The organism is Amycolatopsis marina (genome assembly GCF_900111885.1).
In the GTDB taxonomy this organism is placed as follows: domain Bacteria; phylum Actinomycetota; class Actinomycetes; order Mycobacteriales; family Pseudonocardiaceae; genus Amycolatopsis; species Amycolatopsis marina.
Map to the genome: position 1 here is coordinate 58163 of NZ_FOKG01000014.1, position 22979 is coordinate 81141.

The window sequence follows — 22979 nt, forward strand, 5'->3', positions numbered from 1 at the left end:
CAATGCCGAGTCAGAGTCAGGGATCGGCAGTGACGTCCCTGCGCAGCCTGAACAACCTCCCTGAACCGGTTGGCTGGATTCTGGTTGTGCGGCGGGTCGGCCGCTGGTCCGCGGGTGACATACAGCTATCCGTCACGCATACGCCGGGGTCGGCCGCCGCCTTAGCACGGTCTTGCCACAGCCTCTTGCCACGCCTATGCTCAAGGAACCTTAGTAAGTTCCTTTACAAGGAAGCTGAAGTAGATTGCCGCCCCGGCAGCGTGGAGGACGTGTTGTTCGTACTCGACCAAGGCAGTGGTCCGGCTGTCGTCTTGCTCCCCATACTGGGTAGCGATCATCGGATGTATGCGGCACAGGTGGAGGGGTTACGGGACGAGTTCCGCTGCCTCGCCGTCGATCTACGTGGCTGCGGTGAGTCACCCACCCTCGACGGTGTCCCGGAAGGTGATGTCCTGCGAACGCAGGCCCAGGACATCGTCGACGCCCTGGACGAGCGAGGGATCGAGTCGGCGCACGTGGTGGGCATCTCCTACGGCGGGGTCGTGGCGGAGACGCTCTTGCTGGACCACGGGGAACGTGTCGCGTCTGCGGTGATCTGCGACAGCTTTTGCGATACGCGGCCGCGGGGCGTGCCCGAGCGCCTGTTGATGGCAGGCGCGAAGGTGCAGCCGCTCCTCTTCCGGCTGCCGAAGCGCTGGCTGGTCGCGCTCGAGCGGCGTCTCTACCGGCGGTGGCCAGAGGCTGGGCGGGCAGTGGCAGATACTCTGGTGAACTCCCGGCGCGACGATCTCGTGAAGCAACGTCGGGCCGTGAACGCGATCCGGTTGGAAGACCGTCTACGGCACTGCGTCACGCCTACGCTGTGCCTTGCCGGTGCCGCGATGCCGACGGGGGTGACGATGATGCGCAGGGTCCACGAAGCGTTGCCGGTATCGGAGTTCATGCTTATCGAGGACTCCGTTGACCCGTCGAATCTGTGTCAGCCCGAACTCTTCACGAAGACGGTCGCCGAGTGGGTCCGGCAGCACGATTCCAGCTCGAGAGGCGATCTCCCCCGATGACCGAATCACCGGCGAACGCGGGGCCGGCTTCCCTGCCCCAGCTGATCAGCCAGATGCTGGACTGGGTGGTGGCCGGGCTGGACGACCACCTGAGCAGTCGTGGCTTCCACGACCTCAGGCCGACTCATGTCATCAATGTGTTGCGCCACATCGAGTGCGACGGAATCAGGCCGACAGTCCTCGCGCACCGGGCCGGGATGACGCCGCAGGGAATCAGCGAACTGGTCACACATCTGGAACATGCGGGCTATGTCCGGCGGATCCCCGATCCGTCCGACGGACGGGCGCGCATCGTGGTCTTCGCCGAACGGGGCGAGGCAGCGGCAGAGGCCGCCGCGCAGTACTTCGCCGAACTCGAGGACCGCAGTGCCCGCGTGGTGGGTGCCGAGCGGTTCGACGACGTCAAGACCGCACTGGGGCAGCTTCTGCGGTCGGGACACCCCTGTTCGGCGGGACCGTCGGCATGAGGCGGGGCGCGGCCCCGCCCCGTAGACATCAGTGCACTCCCGCAGATCCGCGCCGCCCAACGTCAACACCACCACCACCACCTCCGTCGGCACGCTGGGACATACTCATGGCCCGACTTCCGGCCCACGGCGCTGATGTTCGAGGGCCGTCGTAGGGTCTCGCAGACCGCTCTGTAAGGAAGCGCCGGCGAGGTCGTCGATGGGACCTGTTCGGCGAACGCGGAGGTGATCGTGAGGGAAGATCTGGGCAGGGCCGACATCGGCAAGGCGCATCACCACTGCATGGTGATCGATGCCAAGGGCAACAGGCCGTTATCCCGTCGAGCGGTCAACGACGAGACGGTTTTGCTCGAGTTGATTCGCGACGTCACCAAGACTTGGGACGCGACGACACTGGGACCTCAGGGACCGTCACCTCATAACACCTCGCCCCCACCCGCCGCAGGTGCAGCGCTGCAAGCTTCGGCGAACTCCAGGGCGCTGTGGTCCGATCCGAGATCGCGAACCACATCGCGTACCCGCTGGATCAACTGTTCGTCACCGACCGCGCGCATGTTGGCGGTGAATTTGTCCTGAATCTCCTGATGGCTCAGTGGCCGCTCGGGGTGGCCACGGTTCACCGGTTCGCGCCTGTTGAGACGGCGGCCGTCTCGTAGAGTGATCTCGACTGCGGCGGAATAGGCTTGAGGGAACCGGCTGTCCGGGTCGTCGGCGACATCCACGCGGTCTGCGAGCTTGTGGATCGCGGGGTCGTCGAGTGAGTCGTCGGTGAACTCGGCGAGGGTGAGTTTGCCTCGCGACAGGCAGGCGCCGACGACATAGGGGACGCTGAACTTGGCGTCGTAGAGGTCGTGTGGTCGCCGTTTACGCTCGAGTGGCTCACACACGGCGGCGGCGGCGGTGGGGTGGATGAGGCAGCGGATGTGTTCAACGTCCTCCGCGGCGAAGCCTGCTGCTGACCGCAACGCGAGAACCGCGTCCGCGAATCCGTGCGTGAAGTGGCAGCTGGGGTAGGGCTTGACGGCCGTCGCGAGGAGTTCCCAGTGGTCACCGAGGCCCGCGGTGATCGCTTCGGCATCCCAGTCCTTGCCGGCGAGGTGCGTGGCGTAGAGGCCGTAGCGGCCCTCGTACACCCGCCGCGGCCCGGGCCAACCCGCGCCGGCAAAGGCCGCGGCGGTGAGAGCCGACGAGCTCGCCCAGCCCGGGTGCAGCCTTTTGGTCCAAGCTCCGTCATCGAGGAACTCCAGGATCCCGGAGGCCATCGACCCGACGACCTGCTGTGCGCCGGCGATGCCTTGCGCGTCCAGGCCGGCAAGTTTGCCGGCGGTGACAGCGGCGCCGAAGGCACCCGCAAGCCCCGTGGGATGAAAGCCGACTTCGTGGAAGCCGCCATGTGCGGCGAGGCCGATTCGCGCGCTCACCTCGACACCCAGGACATAGCCCACAAGCATCTCCCGGGTGGTTCGGTCGTTCATGATCGCGGAGGCGATCGCCGAGGGCAAGGCGGACGCCGAGACGTGCACGATCGAACCGATGTGAGTGTCGTCGAAGTCGTGCCCGTGAATGAGGATTCCGTTGAGCATCGCGGCATCACGCGGTGACAGGCGATCGGGTAGTGCGAGCACCGGCTGTGTGCCGTCTCCGAGTAATCCGAGCGCGCGACGTGCCCGTTCCGCGAACGGTTCGTTCGCTGCGCAGAACGCGACCCCTACCGAGTCCAGAACGAGATGCTGTGCGTGCTCGACGACGTCGACGGGAAGGTCCTCGAACCGGAGTTGCGCGGCGAACTCGCCAATGTGTTCGGCCACGGTGGGCTGTTGCATGGATGAGTCCTTACATGAGTCGCGTGTCGGCCGACCCGGCCCACCAGTAGTCTGCATTATCGCTCGGACCGCCGCAATATAAACATCAGACAATTAGTGGACCTGCGCTCGGTCGCCGTCGTCCATCTGCTCGTACAGCGGGCGAAGGCTGTGCAGGTGGTCGCGCGTCAACTGCTCCGCTCGGCTGACGTCGCCGTCGGCGACAGCCTGGTAGATGTCGATGTGATCGGTGTCGACGCGATCCCAGACCTCCCTCGCGATCCGCTCTCGATGCAGTCGTGTTCGCAACACCTGGTTGACCGGCTGGCACATCAGTCGCAGAAGGGGATTGCCGGTGGCTGCCACCAGTGTGGTGTGAAAGTCCCAATGCACTTCGAAACCGCGGGCCGGAGCCAGTGCCGAGGTGCTCTCGATGGTCGACCGCAACGCCTCGAGCGTCGCGGTGTCAGCCCGCTCGGCGGCGAGCCGCGCCGCCGACGGTTCCAGGATCAAGCGCGCTTCGAGTAGATTGGCCACCGTCATGTCGTGGGCGTTGAGCAGCAGACCCAGTGTGCCGCCCAGATTCTCCGCCACGGTGCCCGCGTCGGGGCTTGACACGAAGCTGCCACCGGTCACGCCCCGCGTGGTGTCGATCAGGTGCTGGCTGGCGAGCAGCCGTAGCGCCTCCCGGACAGTGCTACGGCTGACGCCGAACAGCCGGGCGAGGTCCGCCTCGCTGGGCAATCGGGTGCCAGAGACCAGTTCACCGGTCAGAATCTGCTCTTTGAGCTGGTCGGCTACCTGTCGGTAGGCCGCCTGCACCCGGCGAACACGCAGCCCTGCGTAGGCGCCGGCCTTCTCGCTCATCCTTGATTCCCCTGTTCGTTCAGTTCTGCGTGGATCGTGCCGACAAGCGTATGACATCAAGTCTGCCGTGTCCGCCCGCTTCGATATTTAAATGTCTGAGGTATTGCCGCAAGGGGTTGTCAGATGCATACTTCTCGGCAACCCGCATGCCGGAGGCGGCCCATCGCCAGTCCCCGAGGCATGCCCCGTCGATCACGAGAACGGCGGATAGCCGTACAGAGGAGGTACCCCGTGGCCGTGCACGATGGCTGGCAAGGGCGCTACTACGAGGATTTCGTCGTGGGTGATGTCTACCGCCACCCGTTGGGCCGCACGATCAGCGAAGCCGACAACACGTGGTTCACCTTGCTGACGATGAACACGCACCCGGCTCACTTCGATGCCCATTACGCGAAGAACACACCGTTCGGCAAGATCCTGGTGAACTCCGGCCTCACGATCGCGATGCTGATCGGCCAGAGCGTCACCGACATCAGTCAGAAGGCCGTCGCCAACCTCGAACTCACGAATGTGCGGCTCACTCACCCGGTGTTTGTGGGCGACACTCTCTATGCCGAGTCGATCTGCACCGGCCGTCGGGAGTCGTCATCCAGGCCCTACGCAGGCCTGGTCAACGTGCACACCCGCGCGCTGAATGGTGACGGTGACGAGTGCCTTTCGTTCGACCGCACGGTTCTGGTGTACAAGCACTCGCAGGCCGAGGCGATCAACTCGTTCCCCGAGGCGAAGAACGGGCCGCTGACACTATCCGGAACGACGGAGGGGACGGCATGAGCGAATCACTGCCGTTGAGCGACATCCGCATCCTTGCGGTGGAACAATACGGTGCCGGCCCGTTCGGTTCGGTGCATCTCGCCGATCTCGGCGCCGAGGTCATCAAGATCGAGGATCCACGCTTCGGCGGCGATGTCGGCCGGCACACTCCCCCGTACGCGGAGGAGGCGGACTCGCTGTTCTTCGAGGCTTTCAATCGCAACAAGCGATCTGTGCTGCTCGACCTCACCAATCCGGCAGGTCGGAGCGCCTTCGAAGAGCTGGTGAAGGTCAGTGACGCCGTCTACTCCAACCTTCGCGGCGACGTGCCGGAGAAGATGGCTATTCGCTACGACGACCTCAAGCATCTCAATCCCAAGATCGTGTGCTGTTCACTGTCGGGGTACGGGATGACCGGCCCACGGGCCAAGCAGCCCGGTTACGACTACATGCTGCAGGGACTGGCGGGCTGGATGTCGGTCACCGGCGAGCCTGACGGTCCGCCGACCAAATCCGGTTTGTCCATGGTGGACTACTCAGGTGGTTTCGTTGCCGCGATGTCCATGCTGGCCGGTATTCACGCGGCCCGCCGAGGCGGCACCGGAATGGACTGTGATGTCAGCCTGTACGACACCGCGATCGGGATGCTCACCTATCTCGCGACGTGGCATCTCAACCGAGGGTTCGAGCCGAAGCGTACGCACCACTCGGCGCATCCGAGTCTGGTCCCGTTCCAGAACTTCCCGACCGCCGACTCGTGGATCGTCATCGGTTGCGCGAAGCAGAAGTTCTGGGAGCGCTTGGTTGAGGTGCTGGGCGCACCGGAGTGGGCATTGAGCGCGAAGTTCGCTACACCCGCAGACCGGTACGACAACTCTGCCGAATGTGTACAGCTCCTGGAGAAGGAGCTCGTGCAGCGTGACACGGCCGAGTGGCTCGAGTTGCTGGAGAATGGCGGGGTTCCCTGCGCGCCGATCAACACCGTTCCGCAGGCGCTGGCAGAGGAGCACACGAAGGCCCGGGGAATGGTCGTTTCCACCGAGCACCCACGCTTCGGCGTGGTGCGGCAGGTGGCCTCGCCAGTACGGGCGGGGGAGCCGCGCGCGGAGTACCAGCGCGCACCCCTTCTGGGCGAGCACACCAACACTGTTCTGGCCGACCTGCTGGGCACGACCCCGGAGCGGATTCGCCAGCTGGCGCGCGACGGCGCCTTCGGACCGGAGGGGAGCGGACCGTGGACTTCGCACTGAATGCGGATCAGGAACAGTTTCGCGCGGCACTGCGGGACTTCGTCGACTCGGAGATCGTGCCGGTCGCCAGGGAATGGGAGCAGGCAGGCCGCTACCCGGCCGAGATCGTCGAACAGATGAAACAGCTCGGTCTGTTCGGCCTGATGATTCCCGAGTCCTACGGCGGCGCGGACGCCGACTTCGTGTCCTTCACGCTGATGTTCGAAGAGATCGCGCGAGGCTGGATGGGTGTGGCCGGGATACTCGGCAGCCACTCGCTGTCCTGCTGGATGCTCGCGCGGCACGGCACGGAGGAGCAGAAGGGGCGGTATCTTCCCGAACTCGCCACCGGGCAGCGGCGTACCGGGATCGCGCTTACCGAACCGGACGCGGGCACCGATCTGCAGGGAATCCGGACCACCGCTGTCGCCGACGGCGACAGCTATGTCGTCAACGGCAGCAAGATGTGGATCACCAACGCCCGCCATGCCGACCCGTTACCGGTTCTGGTCAAGACCGACCGGACCTCGCATCCGGCGCACAAGGGCATGAGCGTTCTGCTCGTGGACGCGGCGTCACCGGGATTCGAGGTCGCCAGGGACATTCCGAAGCTGGGGTACAAGGGCACCGAGTCGTGCGAGGTCGTCTTCGACAACGTGCGCGTGCCGGCGAGCAACCTGCTCGGCGGCGTCGAGGGGCGCGGCATGCAACAGGTGCTCTCGGCGCTGGAGGTCGGCAGGCTCAATATCGCGGGCCGCAGCCTCGGTATCGCCCAGCGTGCCTACGACGAGGCACTGGATTACGCGCGGCAGCGCCACGCCTTCGGTCACCCCATCGCCGAGTTCCAAGCCATTCAGATCCGGCTCGCAGAGATGGCCACGCAGTTGCAGGCGGCGCGGCTGCTGACGTACTGGTCGGCCTCCGCGCTGGATCACGGCGAGCGCTCGGACCTGCAAACGGGGATGGCCAAGCTGTTCGCGTCCGAGGTTGCGTTGCAGGCCGCGCAGGACTCGATGCGGGTGCACGGTGGCTACGGCTACTCCGCCGAGTTCGAGATCGAACGCCTCTACCGCGATTCGATACTGATGACCATCGGCGAAGGCACGAGCGACGTCATGCGGACGGTCATCGCCAAGGCACTCGTCTCCGGAAAGGGCAGGGTCGGATGGTAACCCCGCGCAGCTGGCTGTTCTGCCCCGGAAACCGGCCGGACCGCCTGACCAAGGCGGCTCGCGTCGCCGATGTCGTCGTTGCGGACCTGGAGGACGCCGTGCCCGTGCTGGGCAAGGCGGACGCGCGTGCGGACATCGCGGACTGGTTGCGCCGCAACCAGGACACCGCGAGCCGAGTGTGGGTGCGGGTCAACAACGACCAACGACACCTCGACGCGGACCTGGACGCTGTCGAGGAACTCGGTATCGGGGGCATCATCCTGCCCAAGGCCGAGCCGGAGGGCGTAACGGCGGTGACGGACCGGTCCCGGCGGCCGCTGTTCGGGCTGGTGGAGACGGCACGTGGTTTGTGGCAGCTGCATGAGTTGGCCGCGCTTCCCGGTGTGCATACCCTCACGCTCGGGGAGTATGACCTCGCGGCCGACCTCGGCACCGCGTCGCCCGATACTGACCAAGCGCCTCTGGCGTGGGCACGGGCACAGGTTGTCGCGGGTTGTGCCGCGGCGGGACTCGCCCCGCCGCCGGCGCCGGTCGCCGCCACAGTAAACGATCTGGCGGAGTTCACCGCGTCCACCGCTGCACTGCTGCGGAATGGGTTCTTCGGCCGGATGTGCATCCACCCTGGACAGGTCGAGGTGGCTCACGAAGCCATGCGGCCCGGTGACCAGGAGGTGGCCGACGCGCGCGCGGTGATCCGCGCGGCGGAGGCCGCCGAATCGGAGGGAACAGGAGTCGTCGTGTTGGCGGGACGCATGGTTGACGTGGCCGTGGTTCGCCGGGCTCGGCGCGTTCTCGCGCTGGCTGAAGGACACCGATGAGTGATCACCCGAGTACATCGACGACGCAGCACAGCATTCGCGGGTCAAGGAGGACCGGACAATGAAACGCATCGGAGTGGATGTCGGAGGCACCTTCACCGACCTCATGTACTGGGACGAGGACGGCTCGGTGGCCGTGCACAAGGTTCCTTCGACACCTCAGGACCCTTCACTGGCCACCGTGGACGGTGTCCAGCAACTCGTCGACAAGGTTGGCATCTCGATCGACGAGCTCGGCCACTTCCTGCACGGCACGACCGTCGCGACCAACATCGTGCTGGAGCACAACGGCTCCGAGGTCGGCCTCATCACCACAGAGGGGTTTCGGGACCTCCTGCATATCGCCCGGAAGAAGCGACCGCTGAACTACTCGTCGTACCAGGACCTGCCGTGGCAGAAATGGCAGCTGGTGCGCAGGCGAAGCCGCAGGGTCGTGCCGGAACGGATTGACGCGACAGGGGAGATCCTCGTCCCGCTCGACGAGGACGCCGTGCGCGAGCAGGTGCGGGTGCTCAAATCACAAGGTGTGCGCGCGATCGCCGTGTGTTTCCTGCACGCATACCGCAATCCCGTTCACGAGCAGGTGGTCAAGCGGATCATCCAGGAGGAGTTCCCGGGCGTGTTCGTCTCGCTGTCCAGCGAGGTGGCACCGCAGTACCGGGAGTACGAGCGTTTCTCCACCACCGCGCTCAACGCCTTCGTGGGACCCAAGGTCTCCAACTACATCGACAACCTCGCGAACACGACACGCGAGGCCGGAGTACGCGGTGACATTCGACTGATGACCTCGGCGGGTGGCCTGATCACCTCGCGCAGAGCCGCCGACAACCCGGTACTGCTGCTGACCAGCGGCGTCGTGGCCGGGCTGCTCGGTGGCTGCGCCATCGGCAAGGCATCGGGCTACCCGAGCGTGATCACCCTCGACGTCGGTGGCACCTCTGCCGACATCGGCGTCGCACCGGACGGCAGGCTGCGGATGAAGCACCTGCTCGACACCCGGATCGGCGACTACCACGCCATGGTTCCGATGGCCGAGGTCGACACGATCGGGGCCGGGGGTGGGTCGGTCGCCTTCATTGATGAAGGTGGCATGTTCCGCGTCGGACCGCGAAGCGCGGGCGCTGATCCCGGCCCCGCCTGCTACGGCCGCGGCGGCGCCGAACCGACGAGCACCGATGCCATGGTCGCCATGGGATGGCTGCGCGCCAACAGCTTCCTCTCGGGGGCGATGCGAGTGGAGCCGGAGCTCGCGCTCAAGGCGATCGACGAGCACATTGCGAGCAAACTCGGAAGTACGGTCGAGCACGCCGCGATCGGGATCTTCCAGATCCTGGCACACGCCATGACCGAGGGGATCAGCCTCCACTCGGTGCGGAAGGGCTACGACCCGCGAGATTTCTCCCTGGTCGCAGAGGGCGGCGCCGGCCCGCTGTACGCCTGGCACATCGCCGAGCAGCTGGGCATCCCGCGCGTCATCGTGCCGCACCACCCGGGCATCGCCTCGGCGATGGGGCTGCTGGCCACCGATATCCGCGTGGAGACACCCGCGACCGTGTGGACCTCGTCCGCCGACCCCGACACCGAGCGGATTGCCGGCGAGTTCGACCGGCTCAGCGCCCAGGCCGTGGAGCAGCTGGCCGCCGACGGGCTGCGCCCGGAGGACATCGTGCTCGAACGGAGTCTCGACTGCCGCTACATCGGGCAGGGCTACGAGCTGCGGGTGCCGGCACCCGCCGGTGAGATCGACACCGGCTGGATCGCCCGGGCCGCCGAAGCCTTCCACGATGTACACGAACGCACGTACCGGCAGCGCTTCGACGACAAGCCGGTGCACTTCGTCAACGTCCGGGTCACCGCGATCGGAAAGGTCGGGCACGTGCCGCTCGCCGAGATCGAGGCCGGCGGGGCCGATCCGTCCGCCGCGATCAAGACCACCACCGAAGCCCTGTTCTGGACGGACGACAACGAGCCGAGGCCCTTCACCACGACCGTGTACGACCGCACACTGCTTCAAGCGGGCAATGTGATCACCGGGCCGGCGATCGTCGAGCAGTTCGACTCCACCACTGTCGTCGGTCCCCAGCAACGCGCCACGATCGACCCGGTCGGCCACATCGTCATCAACACCACCGAGACCCAGGGAGGCCAGCGGTGACCGCTCTCGACCCCGCCGGTGTGTCACTCGCCGGCACAGCACCCCAGGACTTCACGACAGTTGAGGTCGACCCGATCACCCTGCGCGTGATCGGGGGTGCACTGAACTCCATCGCCAAGGAGATGGCCCAGATCCTTTACCGGATGGCGTACTCCAGCCTCATCCGGGAGTCCGAGGACCTCGGCGCGGGAATTTTCGACTCCAATGGCCGAGAGTTGTGCGAGTCTGACTCCACGCCCATGCACTGTGGTTCGATTCCCGCATACATCCGAGGGATCAACCGTAAGCTCGCCGGCACCTACCAGCCGGGCGACGTCATCCTGCACAACCACCCCTACCACGGAGCCGCTCACTCGCCCGACTACGGGATCATGATCCCGATCTTCCACGGTGACCGGCACATCGGCTTCGCGGGCTGTACCGGTCACGTCTCCGACATCGGCGGCAACTTCCCTGGGCTGTGTATGGACGTCGTCGACGTCTGGGCCGAGGGAAAGCTGATGGATTCGGCGAAGATCTATGACGCTGGCGTGCGGAACGACGCCCTCATCCAGCACATCCTGGACAACGTGCGTACTCCGGAGCAGAACGCCGGTGACCTCGAGGCACTCATCGCCTGCGCACGGCTGGGGGAGAAACGCTTCACCGATCTGCTCGACCGCTACGGCGTCGACGTCGTGCTGTCGGCCGCGGACAGGTGGATGGACTACTCCGAGGACATGCTGCGGCGCAAGATCCGCGAGATCCCGGAGGGCGAGTACGAGGCCCCGGTCTCGTACCTGGACGACGACGGCAAGAACCGCGGGGTGCCGCTGAAGGTCGCGGTGAAGGTCAAGGTCGCCGACGGCGACATCACGGTCGATCTGACCGGCTCCAACGACCAGGTTCCCACCGCGTTCAACGTGCCGTTCGAGGGATCGGTCCTGCCCACCGTCGCCTCCGCGGTACGTACCCTGTTGCTCGACGAGGCGCTGACCGAGGAGTTCGTGCCGCAGAACGATGGTTGCTTCCGGCCGGCCAAGGCATACGCGCCGGAAGGCTCACTGTTCAACCCGGACTTCCCGGCCTCCTGCTTCGCCCGCTTCTCCCAGATCAACCGGATCTTCGACTCGATCAATCTGGCGCTGGCCGACGTGCTGCCACACCGCGCGGTGGCGGGCTCATCCGCGGCGCTGTGCGCGATCGCGTACTCCGGGCTGGCCCCGGACGGACAGTCCTACTGGGTCTATATCGAGATCAACGAGGGTTCCTACGGCGCGCGCAACGGAAAGGACGGGCTGGACTGCGTCGACACGTTGATGGCCAACACCCGGAACAACCCGATCGAAGAACTCGAACTCAACCACGGCATGCTCGCCGAGCGGTACGAGTTGCGAGACGAACCGCCCGCTCCCGGCCAGTACCGAGGGGGGATCGGCAGCGTCCGGAAATGGAAGATGCTCACCGACACGTTCATCGGCTCCGAAGCGGACAACCGGACCGACCCGCCCAAGGGGCTCGCGGGCGGGCACAACGGCCTGCCCGGCGCGTTCACCCGCAACCAGGGGACCAATCGGGAGGAGCCGCTCTACTCGAAGGTCACGCAGGAGATGTGCGCTGCCGGTGACACACTGGAGATCAAGCTGCCCTCCGGGGGCGGCTACGGCGATCCGTTCCGCAGGCAGGCCGCGGTCGTGCTCGAGGATGTGCTGGACGACTTCGTCTCCGTGTCGGACGCGAGGCAGCACTACGGCGTGGTCATCGACGAGGCGACCATGACCGTGGACGAGGAGGCGACTTCTCAGCGGCGCGCGCAACAGCTCGCAGGATAGGTCGTTCGCTGGCGGGTGGGCGGTGTGATCCGCCCACCCGCGCAGGAAGGAGGCGGTGGTGGGGGCGGTGCGTGAGCAGGTTGAGCGGCAGTTGCGACGGGTGGGGGAGCGCGACCCGCAGCTGCACGCAATGGTCGTCACGCTCGAGCGGCAGGCGTTGCGGGATGCCGACCGCTTGGACGCCGGATCGGGACCACGGGAGGCATTGCACGGACTGACCGTGACGCTGAAGGACAACATCGACGTCGCAGGTGTACCCACCACCGCTGGGTCGGGCCATCATGCGCGCGGCGTGGCTCCCGCCGATGCCGCCGTCACCCGGCTGCTACGGCAGGCCGGTGCGGTGGTGATGGGCAAGAACAACATGGCGGAGTTCGCCATGGGCGTGACCGGTCGTAACCGTACTTTTGGCGACTGTCGCAACGCCTGGGATCGCGATCGCATCGCCGGTGGGTCCAGCAGCGGCTCGGCGGTCGCCGTGGCCGCCGGGATGTCCACGGCCGCGCTCGGCACCGATACCGGAGGATCCGGACGGATTCCCGCCGCTGTCAACGGCATCGTCGGGATGAGGCCGACCGTCGGCCGAGTGTCCAACCGTGGGGTGTTGCCGGTCAGCCCGTCGTTCGACACGGTCACGCCGATGGCGCGTGACGTTCACACCGTCGCGGCGGTGCTCGCCGCGCTGGAACACTGGGCCCCCGACGATCCGACCTCCGGGGCGGGTGGGCGTATCGCGGTCGGCTCCTGCCTTGAACGCGAGCCGGAAAGGCTGCGAGTGGGCTTGCCGCGGGAGTTTTTCGACGAGGGTGTGGACCCCGGGGTACAGAGCGTGATCCGGTCCGCTGTGGACACGTTGCGTGGGCTGGGCGCTCAGGTGCGGGACGTGGACGTGCCTGATGCAGGTCGTGCGCAGGAGCGAATGCTGGATATCATGTATCCGGAGGCTGCTGCTGTGCACGCCGACCGTCTGCGGTACGAGCCCGATACCATCGATCCCGATGTGTTACGGCGGCTGCGGCTCGGGCAAGGGGTCACCGCGGAGCGCACCCGGCAGGCACGCGCTTGGCAGCTCGGGTTCCAGCGGAGGGTCGACGCCGTCTTCGACGATGTCGACGTCGTCGTCACACCGACGATCCCGCTTGACGTGCCGCTGCACGACGCGGTGGACCTCGCCGCGTCCACCCGCGAGATCGCGAGGTTCACCTACGCCTGGTCCATGTACGGGGGTCCGTCGATCAGTATCCCTTGTGGATTCCATCCCAGATCCGGCATGCCGGTGGGACTGCAGCTCAGCGGCGCCCGATGGGACGACCACGTGGTTCTGATGGCCGCTGCCGCCTACGAACGAACCATGAGGTGAAACCCCAGTTGGGCGAGCGTGCCAGTCGAGGCTGTCACAGACGCCGTTCCCCACACAAAAGGACGCGAAGCTATGGCGAGAGGCGCAGCAGGAGTTCGCGCGGGCAGCGCCGAACCGGCGACTCGTTGTCGCCGCGGGAAGCTCGCACGACATCCCGGCCGACCAGCCTGGCGTGGTCATCGAATCGGCCGAAAACATGGTGCAGCGGATCCGCTGATCACCGCACCTTCTACTGTGGACAGCGGGCAGGTGTTCAGGTCAGTCCGACAGGGGCAGTGTTATCCGGAAACAGGCTCCGTCGCCGAGTGCGGTGTCCAGTTCGATGTCACCGCCGTGGGCCCTGGCAAGGGACCGGGCGATGGCGAGCCCGAGACCCGTGCTCGCGCCGCCTGAGTGGTTGCGGGAACGGTCTGTCCGATAGAAGCGGTCGAAGACGCGATCGGCCTGCTCGGCAGCCATCCCCGGACCCTGGTCGGCGATCTCCAGCACGGCTCTGCTGTTCGCCGTGCCGACTCCGACACGGACCGGGGTGCCGGGTGGGGTGTGGACGATGGCATTGCCCACCAGGTTGGTGACGACTTGTCTTAGCCGGGCCTCGTCGGCGTGCACAGGGGCCGGGCCGGGTGGTCCGATTCCGCCCGGCCCGGTGAGCTCGATCGTCCGAGCCGGGTCGAGAGCGCGGAGATCGTGCCGGGCGTCGCCCGCGAGGGTGCGCAGATCCATCGGGGCACGGTCGAGCTGCGCGTCGGGTGCCTGGTCGAGCTGGGCGAGCAGCAAGAGGTCCTCGGTGAGGGCGGTGAGCCGGGCGGCCTCCCGCTCGATGCGGCGCATCGCTTCGTGCACGTCGGTGCGCTCGGGTAGCGCGCCCATCCGATAGAGCTCGGTCAGGCCCTTGATGCCGAACAGCGGTGTGCGCAGCTCATGGCCGACGTCGGAGAGGAAGGTGCGCATTCGAGCTTCGGACGCGGCCCGGTCGGCGAATGCTCGTTCGAGTTGACCCAGCATCGTGTTGAGCGAGGTCGCGAGGTGCCCGATTTCGGTGTTGGGCGCGGCGAGGACAGGTACGCGCCGGGACAGGTCACCCTCGGCGATCGCGGCCGCCGTATGCTCGATCCGACGCAGTGGCCGCAGGCCCCGGCCGAGGGCGAACCAGCCCGCCGCCGTCAGGAGCACGAGCAGTACCGCACCGCTGATCAGGCTCACTGCCCTGAGTTGGGCAATGGTGGCGTCGGCCTCACTCAGCGGCGCGGCGGCGACGACCGTCCCATCCCGTCCGGTGCCCGGCCGGGCGACAGCTCGCCAGCGTTCCGAACCGTCCGCTGCGCGTAGCGTGGTGGCAGCCCCGGTCGCGGGAAGCCCACGTATCTCTTCGTGCGGCGGCAAGGTGGTGCTGTCCAGCCCGGGGGCGTGGATATCCGCTGCGACCATTCTGTCGGTGTTCAAGTACGCCAGATACGGGCTGCCGAACAAATTGAGCCCAGCGCCGAGAAGTTCCGGACGGGCGACCGTCTGCTCGGCGTTCCGAAGGTTGGCCGGCGACACGTGGGAGATGAGCTCGGTGAGTGAGCGCAACTGGCTGTCGATCCGCTCGATCTGGTAATTCTCGAGGCGGTCGGCAACGACCGCGCTGATGAGGCTCAGCCCCGCCAGCAACAGGCCTGCGGTGAGCATTAGCAGCCTCGCCCGCAGCGAGAACCGCCGCAGCGGGTGCATCATCGCCGCGGCTCCCGCAGCACGTAGCCCACGCCGTGCACGGTGTGAATGAGCTTGGGCTCTTCGGTGTCGACTTTGCGCCGTAGGTAGGAGATGTAGGTGTCGACGATGCTGGCATCACCACCGAAGTTGTATTCCCACACGCGGTCGAGGATCTGCGCTTTGGACACCACGATCCCTGCGTTGGCCATCAGGTAGTGCAGCAGGCGGAACTCGGTGGGGGAGATGCGGACGGGCCGCCCCTCCCGCGTCACCTGGTGCCCCTCGGCGTCGAGCGCGAGCGGACCCACCGTCAGCATGCCGGTGTGCTGGCCGGTGGTGCGGCGCAGGATCGCCCGGATCCGTTCGATCAGCTCCGCCAAATCGAACGGCTTGGTCACGTAGTCGTCGGCGCCGAGGGAGAGCCCGGTGACCTTGTCGGCCTGACCGTCGCGGGCGGTGAGGAACAGGACTGGCACCGGCCCGCTTCGACTGTCCGGGCGTTGCGCGCGCAGTTGCCGGACCACATCGAAGCCATCCATGTCCGGCAGCATGATGTCCAGCAGCACCAGATCGGGCGGCTGTTCGGTGGCCGCGGCGACCGCCTCTGTGGCGTTCGCCGCGGCACTCACCTCGAAACCTGCGAACCGCAGCGCGGCGGAGAGCAGCTCGCGTACGGTGGCCTCGTCGTCGACCACAAGCAGCCGCTCGGCGCCGCCTCCGGGCGTCATGGCCGGATCCGATCGTTGCACGGGGACCACGATACGGACGACGGGCCACAGAACACGTCCATTACACGTCGCGGCGTCGAAAAGTCAGGAACGCGGCGACCAGCACGAACGCGATTCCCAGGCACATCCCGCCCAGGTTGACCCAGGGGTGCGGGTAGTCGGGGTCGGGCACGGTCGTGAGAACCGCGGCGCCGCCCACACTCGGCCAGAGGTCGATGAGCCACTGAAGCCAGAAGGGGAAGATCCTGGAAAGGGCGGGCACCAGGAAGATGATCCCAACCAGGGTGGCGAGCGCGCCCGCCGTGGCCCGGATGAGGGTGCCGAGGCCGGTGGCAAGCAGCGCGATCGCTGCGAGATAGAGCCCGCCACCCGCGACGGCGGACAGCACACCGGGATCGCCGAGCGCGGCGTTCGGGACACCCTGCGCCGCCAACATCGTCTGTCCGATGAGGAATGCCGCGAACATCAGCGCCTGGCCTGCGACCACGGCGATGCCGGTGGTTACCACCAGCTTCGCCGTGAGCAGGCGATACCTGCGGGGCGTGGCGGCCAGCGTGGGCTGTATCAGGCCGGTCGCGTACTCGGAGGTGACGATCAGGATGCCAAACACGCCGATGATCAGCTGGGCGACGAGGTAGCTCCGCAAACTGAGGTTGGTCGGATCCCAGGCCTGTTGCTCCGCGGCACTCGCGCTCGCGTACAACTCCCCGGCCGAGCTCATGGAAAGCACCGTGATGCCGAGTCCGACGACAACCAGGCACGCCAGCGTGTACCAGGTGGAGCGCAGACTGCGAAGCTTGATCCACTCTGCGTGCAGAGTGTGCCGGAAGCCGGCGTCAGGTGTGGCGGGTGCCGTGGCGAGCGTTGTCATGTCACAGCCCCCTGATATTCGATGCTGTCCTTGGTCAGTTCGATGTAGGCGTCCTCCAACGACGCCTGCTGCGGGGTGAGTTCGCTGAGTGGGATGTCGTGGTAAACGGCCAGTTTGCCGATCTCGTCGCTGGTCATGCCCGAGACGACCAACGCTCCCGCGCGGGTGTCCACTGTGGCTCCCGCGGAAGTCAAGTGGAGCGCGAAGACGCTCAGCTCGGGTGTGCGCACGAGCACGGTTCCCTCACCACCCGCGCGCAGGAACTCGGCGATACCGGTGTCGGCGATGACCCGGCCCTGGCCGATCACGACCAGGTGGTCGGCGGTCTGCGCCATCTCACTCATCAGGTGGCTGGAGACAAGCACCGCCCGTCCCTCGCCAGCCAGCGAGCGAAGGAGTTCCCGGATCCAGCGAATGCCGTCCGTGTCGAGCCCGTTCACCGGCTCATCGAAGATCAGCACCCGCGGGTCGCCGAGCAGGGCCGCCGCGATGCCGAGACGTTGCCGCATGCCGAGGGAGAACCTGCCTGCCCGCTTGCCTGCCACGCCTTCGAGCCCCGTACGGGCGAGAACGTCGTCGACCCGGCGCCTGGGCAGCCCGTTGCTCACCGCGAGCGCGCGCAGGTGGTCGTAGGCATTGCGGCTGCCGTGCACGGCTCCGGCGTCGAGCAGCACACCCACCTCGGTCAGCGGTGCGGGCAGGTCGCCGTAAAGTCGGCCACCGATCGTGACCGAACCCCGGGTCGGGGCAGCCAGGCCGATAATCATCTTCATGGTCGTGGACTTGCCTGCGCCGTTCGGGCCGAGAAAGCCGGTCACCTGCCCGGGTTCGACGGTGAACGATACGTCGTCCACCACCGTGTCCGGCCCGTACCGCTTGGTCAGCCCTCGTAGGTCGATATTTGTCATGCTTGCGACCCTGCCGGGGCAGGCTGAGCATTCTCGGAACACTTCTGGGAGAACCCTGAGAACTCGGCGACCGCGACTGGGCAGCAGGCAGATGGTTCGCAGTCAAGGCGCCCAGCTCATAGGAATTCCTCAGCCGCTGGCCGGATCAGGGGGCAGTCGCACACCCACCGCCGACCGGGACCCGGCGCCTGTCTCGACGACAACTACGCCGGGCTCCGTCGGTGTCAGGTCCGCGCGAGGTACTCGCGGTACCAGTCGATGGTGTCGTGTAACGCATCGCGCAGCGGGGTCGGGTGTTGCCCGAAGGTGCTTTCGAATGCGGTGGAGACCATGTTCTGTGGGATGCGGTGCTGGTAGAACATCTCGGCGTACTCCGCCATGAACGTTTCATCGAAAGGGCCGTAGGGTTTCGCTTCGGTCAGCAAATCGACCTCGATGGGTTTGCCGGTGATGTCCTCGACGATGCGGTGGATCTCGGTGGTGCTGAGGGCGGGGACGGTCGGCAGGTGCCAGACCTTGCCGTCGCCACGGTCGGTGGTGCCGAGCGTGGCCAGCCCGCGGGCGATGTCGCGGATGTAGCTGTAGCTGTGTGGTAGCTGGATATCGCCGAAGGCAAGCGCGGACTGCCCGGTCAGTGCTCCCGGGAAGAACGCGGCGCCGAGGGTGGAGTTGAGCACGCCAGGGCCGAAGAAGTCGGCCGAGCGGCCCATCGCGGTGCGCACGGCGCCGGAGGAGTGGGCGTCCAGATAGCGCCGGTCGAGTTCGGCACGCAGCTTTCCCTTCCGGCTGGTCGCCGCCCACGTTGTGGCTTCGGTGATGTGTTCGCCATCGGCCTCGCCGTAGGGGTACAGCGTGTCGAGCACGACAACTTTCGCGTCGTGCCGCTCGGCCGCGGTGAGGATGTTGTTCGCGATCGTGGGCATGGCCTCGACCTGGCGGTGGTAGGCCACGTTGATCGCGTGGTAGATGACGGATGCGGCGTCGGTCGCGGCGATTGCCGCCTCCGGTCTGGAAATGTCGGCCTGATGCGTCTCGACACCGGTCGGCGCACCGTTGATCGTTTCCCGGTCCACATGGCGCACCGCGAGGCCGCGGCCTGCGAGTTCGGCGACGATCGCGGTACCCGCCGGCCCGGCTCCGAGTACGACGTGCAGGTCTGTGCTGCTCATAGGTGTTCTCCTGGGGTGGATCGATACTGTCGATTGCCGTGCTGGACGGTCCGCTAGTTCCACGCGCCGAGCATCAATACGGCGGCGACAACGAGGATCGCGAGCGTGATTCGCCAGGCGATGAGTTCGCCGGGAACGGACGTGCGGCTGTCGGCTTCCTGAGGCATGGGGATACTCCTTGAGATGTGAGTGACTGATCAATCACTAAAATGGTCAAAAGAAGCGCCCGCTGTCGGACCGCGGGCGGGACTGGATCAGTTCCAGGCGACGAACATGATGACGTCGAGAACTGCCAGGGGTATCAGTGCAATCCATCGCGTTGCCGTGCGGGTCATGTCTGCTCACCTCCTTCCGCGGGGTGGTGTCGGATGCCGTCGGTCAGCGTGGTCGCCCACGGCTCGTCGACGCTGAAGGCGTCGAGCGTGGTCAGCAGGTGACACAGTTGTCCATAGGCGACGAACCGCTGCACCTCTGCCGCGCTCGCGCGGGACCGGCCGGCAGCCAACGAGGTGATGCGAGCGATTCCATTTCGGACAGCCCCGGCGATCTCCGGTGTGTCGGTGGCGGCCTGCGCGTGGACCTGCAGCATCAGCAGATCCCGATCGGCGATCAAGGCGGCGTAAGCCTCGCCCATCGCATGCAGTACGCCTGCCGGGGTCTGTGTCGTGGCCCGCGCGGCCCCGTCCTCGAGTGCGTCGAGGATTCGTTCGTAACATCGCTCCAGCGCCGCGACGAAAAGTGGAACCTTGCCGGCAAACAGCTTGAACACATACGCGGGCGAGATCCGCGCGTGCTCGGCGACCGCCGTGATGGGCGTGCCGGAGTACCCGCCCTGCGCGAACACCTTCACGGCGCTGGTCACGACGGTCTCTCGGCGGGCCTCGGACGTCGACAGTGTCGCTCGTTCCTCGTTCACGTGAGTGACTGTACACTCACTGTCGATCGGACACAACAACACCTCGGCGTCGCGAGTTGTTCGGGGACTGGAACGTGAGCTACTTCGACGCTCAGCGCCAAATCAGCTGAAGGCCAGTTCCTCGCCTCACGTCGGACAGATCGACGAACTTGGGTGCGATGAATCTCGCCGACCTGCTTGCGCGGTGTTCTCAGGGCATAGTGCGTAACACGGGCGGGAGGTTCCAGTTGTTCCGCGTCGGCGACGCCGTCGCGAGCCGGAACGCCCGCGCGGCGATGCTGGACACGGCCCGGCTCTGCCGGGCGATCTGACGGAGATCGAACAACACTGATCTCGAGGTAGCTGGAAGGGACACAACGTGCAGCAGGTCAAGGGCGTCATCGCACGGAGCAAGGGTGCTCCATTGGAAGTCGTGACGATCACCGTGCCGGACCCGGGTCCGGGCGAGGCGGTGGTGAAAGTACAGGCGTGCGGGGTGTGCCACACCGACCTGCACTACCGCGAAGGTGGCATCAACGACGACTTCCCGTTCCTGCTCGGCCACGAGGCAGCCGGGATCGTCGAATCGATCGGCCCGGATGTCACCGAGGTGGCACCGGGCGACTTCGTGATCCTGAACTGGCGAGCGGTATGCGGTCAGTGTCGTGCCTGCAGGCGGGGTGATCCGCAATACTGCTTCGACACCCACAACGCGATCCAGAAGATGACACTGGCCGAGGGCGCCGGCGCGGGCGCGGAACTCTCGCCGGCTTTGGGCATCGGTGCGTTCGCGGAGAAGACACTCGTGGCGGCAGGGCAGTGCACCAAGGTCGACCCGAACGCCCGCCCGGCGGCGGTGGGACTGCTCGGCTGCGGTGTGATGGCGGGCATCGGCGCGGCCATCAACACCGGCGAGGTGACTCGCGGCAAGTCGGTGGCGGTCATTGGTTGCGGCGGGGTCGGCGTGGCGGCGGTCGCGGGCTCCGCGCTGGCCGGCGCATCGCCGATCATCGCGGTCGACATCGATGCCGGAAAGCTGGAGACCGCGACGAAGATGGGAGCGACCCACACCGTGAACTCCTCGGTGGTCGACCCGGTCGAGGCGATCAGGGAGATCTGCGCACAAACCTACGAAGGAGCCGAGGGTGCCGATGTCGTCATCGAGGCAGTCGGGCGCCCCGAGACGTGGAAGCAGGCGTTCTACGCCCGCGACCTGGCCGGCACGGTCGTCCTGGTCGGCGTTCCCACTCCCGACATGAAGGTTCCCGATCTGCCGCTGATCGACGTCTTCGCCCGCGGCGGAGCACTGAAGTCGAGTTGGTACGGGGACTGCCTGCCCAGCCGCGACTTCCCGATGCTGGTTGACCTTTACCGGCAGGGGCGCCTTGACCTGGACACGTTCGTCACCGAGGAGATCGAGCTCGACCAGGTCGAGGCGGCGTTCGAGAAAATGCACCATGCCGGTGCTGGTCAGCGAGTGCTGCGTTCGGTGGTGATCCTGTGAGTGTTCGAGTCAGCCACGGTGTCACGTCGGGAACCTTCTCGCTCGATGGTGAGACCTTCGACGTCGAGAACAACGTCTGGGTGGTCGGGGACGACCGGGAATGCCTGGTCATCGACGCGCCCCACGATGTGGACAGCATTCTGGAGATCGTGGGCGACCGCGAAGTCCGGGCGATCGTGTGTACCCACGCTCACGACGATCACGTCCGGATGGCACCGGCCCTACGCGAGCGGGTCGGCGCACCCATTCTGCTCCACCCCGAGGACCGTCCCCTGTGGGACCTCGCCCATTCCGATCAACAATGGGACCTCGACCTCGCCGACGGTCAGACCCTGACAGTGGCCGGTACGGCGCTGCAGGTGCTGCACACACCAGGCCATGCCCCCGGCGCAGTTTGCCTGTACGCGCCCGACCTGGGCTGCGTCTTCACCGGCGACACCCTCTTCAACGGCGGACCGGGTGCCACCGGCCGCTCCTACAGCGACCTGTCAACCCTGGAGGCCTCGATCCGCGCCAAGCTCTTCGCCCTGCCCGACGAGACTCTGGTCCACACCGGCCACGGCGACGACACCACCATTGGTACCGAGCGGATGAACGCCACGTCGACCGGGCCTCCGTAGCGCTTGCCGTTGACCGGGTCACGATGCATGAACGCAGGCGGGACAATGTGGACCCGCACCGTCTAGGTGTGGTGTCCAGGGTTCAAGGCGGACTCACGACGACGCCGATCGGAAGCCGGCGCCGGCGTGGACCCGGCCTTCCGGCTGGGTGTAGCGGATGCTGACCTGAACGGCTCCCGGCGGTATCCCCAACATGGTCGGCCGGTTGCGGTGCAGTGTGTACTCGCCGCGACCACCGCCGACACCGTCGAATTTGTCTGGATCAGCCGGGAAGTCGTCACCGAAGAAGTGGATGCTGTGCACGGTGAGCGAGCGCACGTCACCGAGCCCGAGGAACAGGTAGCGTGCCCAGGTCGGCACGCAGAGGGTCACCGACTGGTTCTCACCCGGTGGTAGCAGGGTGGTCATTTCGTCCTCCTCCTCGCCTCGACGGGCGAAATGCCGGTTGGTGTAGGACTCATTGAGGTCGACCGCGCCGGAGATTCCCGGCACTCGGCCAGAGCTGCTGTACTGATGTACGTCGTAGTGGCCGCCGTAGTCCGGGCGCGCACCGTAACGGGCGATCCAGACGACTGGGGCCGGGTCCCACCGGTCCGGCCGCAGGTTTGCCGCGAAGCTGTTGTTCATGTAGACGCCGGGCTGGTAGCCGCGACTGCGGATACGCCGGCAGAATCGGATGCCGAAATCACGCGCGGTCGCGTCGGGCGAGAACGGCGACTCCAAGTCGAGCATCGGAACCAGGTCGTTCGCGCCCAGTCTGGTCACCTCCCCGAGTAGCACGTCGGCCTGCCGCTCGGGGCTCGGACTGAGCTGGGCGTAGTGGTAGCCGCCGACGGGGATACCCACGGACCGCGCGCCGCCGACCTGCCTGTCACCGGGCGTGATCGCCTGCCCACCGCCGTCGGTGAGCTTGACCCAGATGAAGGTCACGCCGTGGTCGCGGACCGCGCCCCAGTCATTGACGGTCTGATAGCGATAGATGTCAAGGCCGAGCGCCATCTGCCATCCCCCCGTTCCTCCTCCGTCGTACTCAGAAGAGTTACAATTTGTGCTCACCCACACATTGAGAGTAACCAGACGTGATGAGCAGTCAA

The 22979-nt window shown here is 66.4% G+C and carries 21 protein-coding genes; 12 read left to right on the top strand and 9 right to left on the bottom strand.

The features are described from left to right. The first annotated feature begins 2 nt into the window (after nucleotides 1–2). Complete coding sequence (locus BM199_RS22005; RefSeq protein WP_091675199.1) at nucleotides 3–1061, top strand: alpha/beta fold hydrolase; 1059 nt, start codon at nucleotides 3–5, stop codon at nucleotides 1059–1061. Further along, a complete protein-coding gene (locus BM199_RS22010; RefSeq protein ID WP_091675200.1) occupies nucleotides 1058–1528 on the top strand; it encodes a MarR family winged helix-turn-helix transcriptional regulator in 471 nt (156 codons plus the stop codon). The genes BM199_RS22005 and BM199_RS22010 overlap by 4 nt, the downstream gene beginning before the upstream one ends. A gap of 416 nt (nucleotides 1529–1944) precedes the next feature. On the opposite strand, the gene BM199_RS22015 is transcribed toward BM199_RS22010, so the two are convergent. After that, entirely contained in the window at nucleotides 1945–3351 is a 1407-nt protein-coding gene (locus BM199_RS22015; protein WP_177242734.1) for an MmgE/PrpD family protein, read from the bottom strand. 93 nt (nucleotides 3352–3444) lie between these two features. Next, a complete protein-coding gene (locus BM199_RS22020) occupies nucleotides 3445–4197 on the bottom strand; it encodes a FadR/GntR family transcriptional regulator (RefSeq protein ID WP_091675202.1) in 753 nt (250 codons plus the stop codon). Between the two features lie 231 nt (nucleotides 4198–4428). On the opposite strand from BM199_RS22020, the gene BM199_RS22025 reads away from it, so the two are divergent. The 7 genes from BM199_RS22025 to BM199_RS22055 all read left to right on the top strand — a co-directional run bounded on the left by BM199_RS22025 (nucleotide 4429) and on the right by BM199_RS22055 (nucleotide 13495). Then, nucleotides 4429–4971 carry a MaoC family dehydratase gene (locus BM199_RS22025; RefSeq protein ID WP_245788538.1) on the top strand — a complete coding sequence of 181 codons (543 nt, stop codon included), beginning with the start codon at nucleotides 4429–4431 and terminating at the stop codon, nucleotides 4969–4971. Beyond that, a complete protein-coding gene (locus BM199_RS22030) occupies nucleotides 4968–6200 on the top strand; it encodes a CaiB/BaiF CoA transferase family protein (protein WP_091675204.1) in 1233 nt (410 codons plus the stop codon). Before BM199_RS22025 ends, BM199_RS22030 begins: the two co-directional genes overlap by 4 nt. Beyond that, nucleotides 6185–7351, top strand: a complete 1167-nt coding sequence (locus tag BM199_RS22035; RefSeq protein ID WP_091675205.1) for an acyl-CoA dehydrogenase family protein — start codon at nucleotides 6185–6187, stop codon at nucleotides 7349–7351. The genes BM199_RS22030 and BM199_RS22035 overlap by 16 nt, the downstream gene beginning before the upstream one ends. Next, nucleotides 7345–8169, top strand: a complete 825-nt coding sequence (locus BM199_RS22040; protein WP_091675206.1) for an HpcH/HpaI aldolase/citrate lyase family protein — start codon at nucleotides 7345–7347, stop codon at nucleotides 8167–8169. The genes BM199_RS22035 and BM199_RS22040 overlap by 7 nt, the downstream gene beginning before the upstream one ends. 61 nt (nucleotides 8170–8230) lie before the next feature. Next, the gene (locus tag BM199_RS22045) at nucleotides 8231–10324 is read left to right on the top strand and encodes a hydantoinase/oxoprolinase family protein (RefSeq protein ID WP_091675207.1); all 2094 of its coding nucleotides are present in this window, start codon (nucleotides 8231–8233) and stop codon (nucleotides 10322–10324) included. Next, a complete protein-coding gene (locus BM199_RS22050) occupies nucleotides 10321–12135 on the top strand; it encodes a hydantoinase B/oxoprolinase family protein (protein ID WP_091675208.1) in 1815 nt (604 codons plus the stop codon). Before BM199_RS22045 ends, BM199_RS22050 begins: the two co-directional genes overlap by 4 nt. 67 nt (nucleotides 12136–12202) lie before the next feature. Continuing rightward, nucleotides 12203–13495, top strand: coding sequence for an amidase (locus tag BM199_RS22055; RefSeq protein WP_177242735.1), 1293 nt, complete (start codon nucleotides 12203–12205; stop codon nucleotides 13493–13495). 258 nt (nucleotides 13496–13753) lie between these two features. On the opposite strand, the gene BM199_RS22060 is transcribed toward BM199_RS22055, so the two are convergent. The 6 genes from BM199_RS22060 to BM199_RS22085 form a co-directional block, all read right to left on the bottom strand. Beyond that, nucleotides 13754–15211, bottom strand: coding sequence for a sensor histidine kinase (locus BM199_RS22060; protein WP_245788539.1), 1458 nt, complete (start codon nucleotides 15209–15211; stop codon nucleotides 13754–13756). Further along, on the bottom strand, nucleotides 15208–15918 hold the full coding sequence (locus BM199_RS22065) for a response regulator transcription factor (protein WP_091675210.1): 711 nt from the start codon (nucleotides 15916–15918) through the stop codon (nucleotides 15208–15210). Before BM199_RS22065 ends, BM199_RS22060 begins: the two co-directional genes overlap by 4 nt. Nucleotides 15919–15979: 61 nt before the next feature. Beyond that, the gene (locus BM199_RS22070; RefSeq protein ID WP_091675211.1) at nucleotides 15980–16789 is read right to left on the bottom strand and encodes an ABC transporter permease; all 810 of its coding nucleotides are present in this window, start codon (nucleotides 16787–16789) and stop codon (nucleotides 15980–15982) included. Next, nucleotides 16786–17697: an ABC transporter ATP-binding protein gene (locus BM199_RS22075; RefSeq protein ID WP_091675212.1), complete on the bottom strand. Its 912-nt coding sequence runs from the start codon at nucleotides 17695–17697 to the stop codon at nucleotides 16786–16788. Before BM199_RS22075 ends, BM199_RS22070 begins: the two co-directional genes overlap by 4 nt. Before the next feature lie 224 nt (nucleotides 17698–17921). After that, nucleotides 17922–18866: an NAD-dependent epimerase/dehydratase family protein gene (locus tag BM199_RS22080; protein ID WP_091675213.1), complete on the bottom strand. Its 945-nt coding sequence runs from the start codon at nucleotides 18864–18866 to the stop codon at nucleotides 17922–17924. A gap of 331 nt (nucleotides 18867–19197) precedes the next feature. Further along, nucleotides 19198–19782 carry a TetR/AcrR family transcriptional regulator gene (locus tag BM199_RS22085; protein WP_091675214.1) on the bottom strand — a complete coding sequence of 195 codons (585 nt, stop codon included), beginning with the start codon at nucleotides 19780–19782 and terminating at the stop codon, nucleotides 19198–19200. Nucleotides 19783–19940: 158 nt separating this feature from the next. Here BM199_RS22085 and BM199_RS33945 point away from each other — a divergent pair, with 158 nt between their 5' ends. From BM199_RS33945 to BM199_RS22095, 3 genes are read left to right on the top strand one after another with little or no spacing between them, the layout of a single operon-like run. Then, a complete protein-coding gene (locus BM199_RS33945) occupies nucleotides 19941–20093 on the top strand; it encodes a hypothetical protein (RefSeq protein WP_177242736.1) in 153 nt (50 codons plus the stop codon). Between the two features lie 47 nt (nucleotides 20094–20140). Further along, nucleotides 20141–21265, top strand: a complete 1125-nt coding sequence (locus BM199_RS22090; RefSeq protein ID WP_091675215.1) for an S-(hydroxymethyl)mycothiol dehydrogenase — start codon at nucleotides 20141–20143, stop codon at nucleotides 21263–21265. After that, nucleotides 21262–21885, top strand: a complete 624-nt coding sequence (locus BM199_RS22095) for an MBL fold metallo-hydrolase (protein WP_091675216.1) — start codon at nucleotides 21262–21264, stop codon at nucleotides 21883–21885. The genes BM199_RS22090 and BM199_RS22095 overlap by 4 nt, the downstream gene beginning before the upstream one ends. A gap of 93 nt (nucleotides 21886–21978) precedes the next feature. On the opposite strand, the gene BM199_RS22100 is transcribed toward BM199_RS22095, so the two are convergent. Further along, the gene (locus tag BM199_RS22100) at nucleotides 21979–22884 is read right to left on the bottom strand and encodes a glycoside hydrolase family 25 protein (protein ID WP_091675217.1); all 906 of its coding nucleotides are present in this window, start codon (nucleotides 22882–22884) and stop codon (nucleotides 21979–21981) included. Between the last annotated feature and the right edge of the window lie 95 nt (nucleotides 22885–22979).

Coding starts and splice junctions, on each gene's coding strand:
- BM199_RS22005 (WP_091675199.1), top strand. CDS start 3: ATGCCGAGTCAGAGTCAGGGATCGGCAGTGACGTCCCTGCGCAGCCTG.
- BM199_RS22010 (WP_091675200.1), top strand. CDS start 1,058: ATGACCGAATCACCGGCGAACGCGGGGCCGGCTTCCCTGCCCCAGCTG.
- BM199_RS22015 (WP_177242734.1), bottom strand. CDS start 3,351: ATGCAACAGCCCACCGTGGCCGAACACATTGGCGAGTTCGCCGCGCAA.
- BM199_RS22020 (WP_091675202.1), bottom strand. CDS start 4,197: ATGAGCGAGAAGGCCGGCGCCTACGCAGGGCTGCGTGTTCGCCGGGTG.
- BM199_RS22030 (WP_091675204.1), top strand. CDS start 4,968: ATGAGCGAATCACTGCCGTTGAGCGACATCCGCATCCTTGCGGTGGAA.
- BM199_RS22040 (WP_091675206.1), top strand. CDS start 7,345: ATGGTAACCCCGCGCAGCTGGCTGTTCTGCCCCGGAAACCGGCCGGAC.
- BM199_RS22045 (WP_091675207.1), top strand. CDS start 8,231: ATGAAACGCATCGGAGTGGATGTCGGAGGCACCTTCACCGACCTCATG.
- BM199_RS22060 (WP_245788539.1), bottom strand. CDS start 15,211: ATGATGCACCCGCTGCGGCGGTTCTCGCTGCGGGCGAGGCTGCTAATG.
- BM199_RS22065 (WP_091675210.1), bottom strand. CDS start 15,918: ATGACGCCCGGAGGCGGCGCCGAGCGGCTGCTTGTGGTCGACGACGAG.
- BM199_RS22070 (WP_091675211.1), bottom strand. CDS start 16,789: ATGACAACGCTCGCCACGGCACCCGCCACACCTGACGCCGGCTTCCGG.
- BM199_RS22075 (WP_091675212.1), bottom strand. CDS start 17,697: ATGACAAATATCGACCTACGAGGGCTGACCAAGCGGTACGGGCCGGAC.
- BM199_RS22080 (WP_091675213.1), bottom strand. CDS start 18,866: ATGAGCAGCACAGACCTGCACGTCGTACTCGGAGCCGGGCCGGCGGGT.
- BM199_RS33945 (WP_177242736.1), top strand. CDS start 19,941: ATGAATCTCGCCGACCTGCTTGCGCGGTGTTCTCAGGGCATAGTGCGT.
- BM199_RS22100 (WP_091675217.1), bottom strand. CDS start 22,884: ATGGCGCTCGGCCTTGACATCTATCGCTATCAGACCGTCAATGACTGG.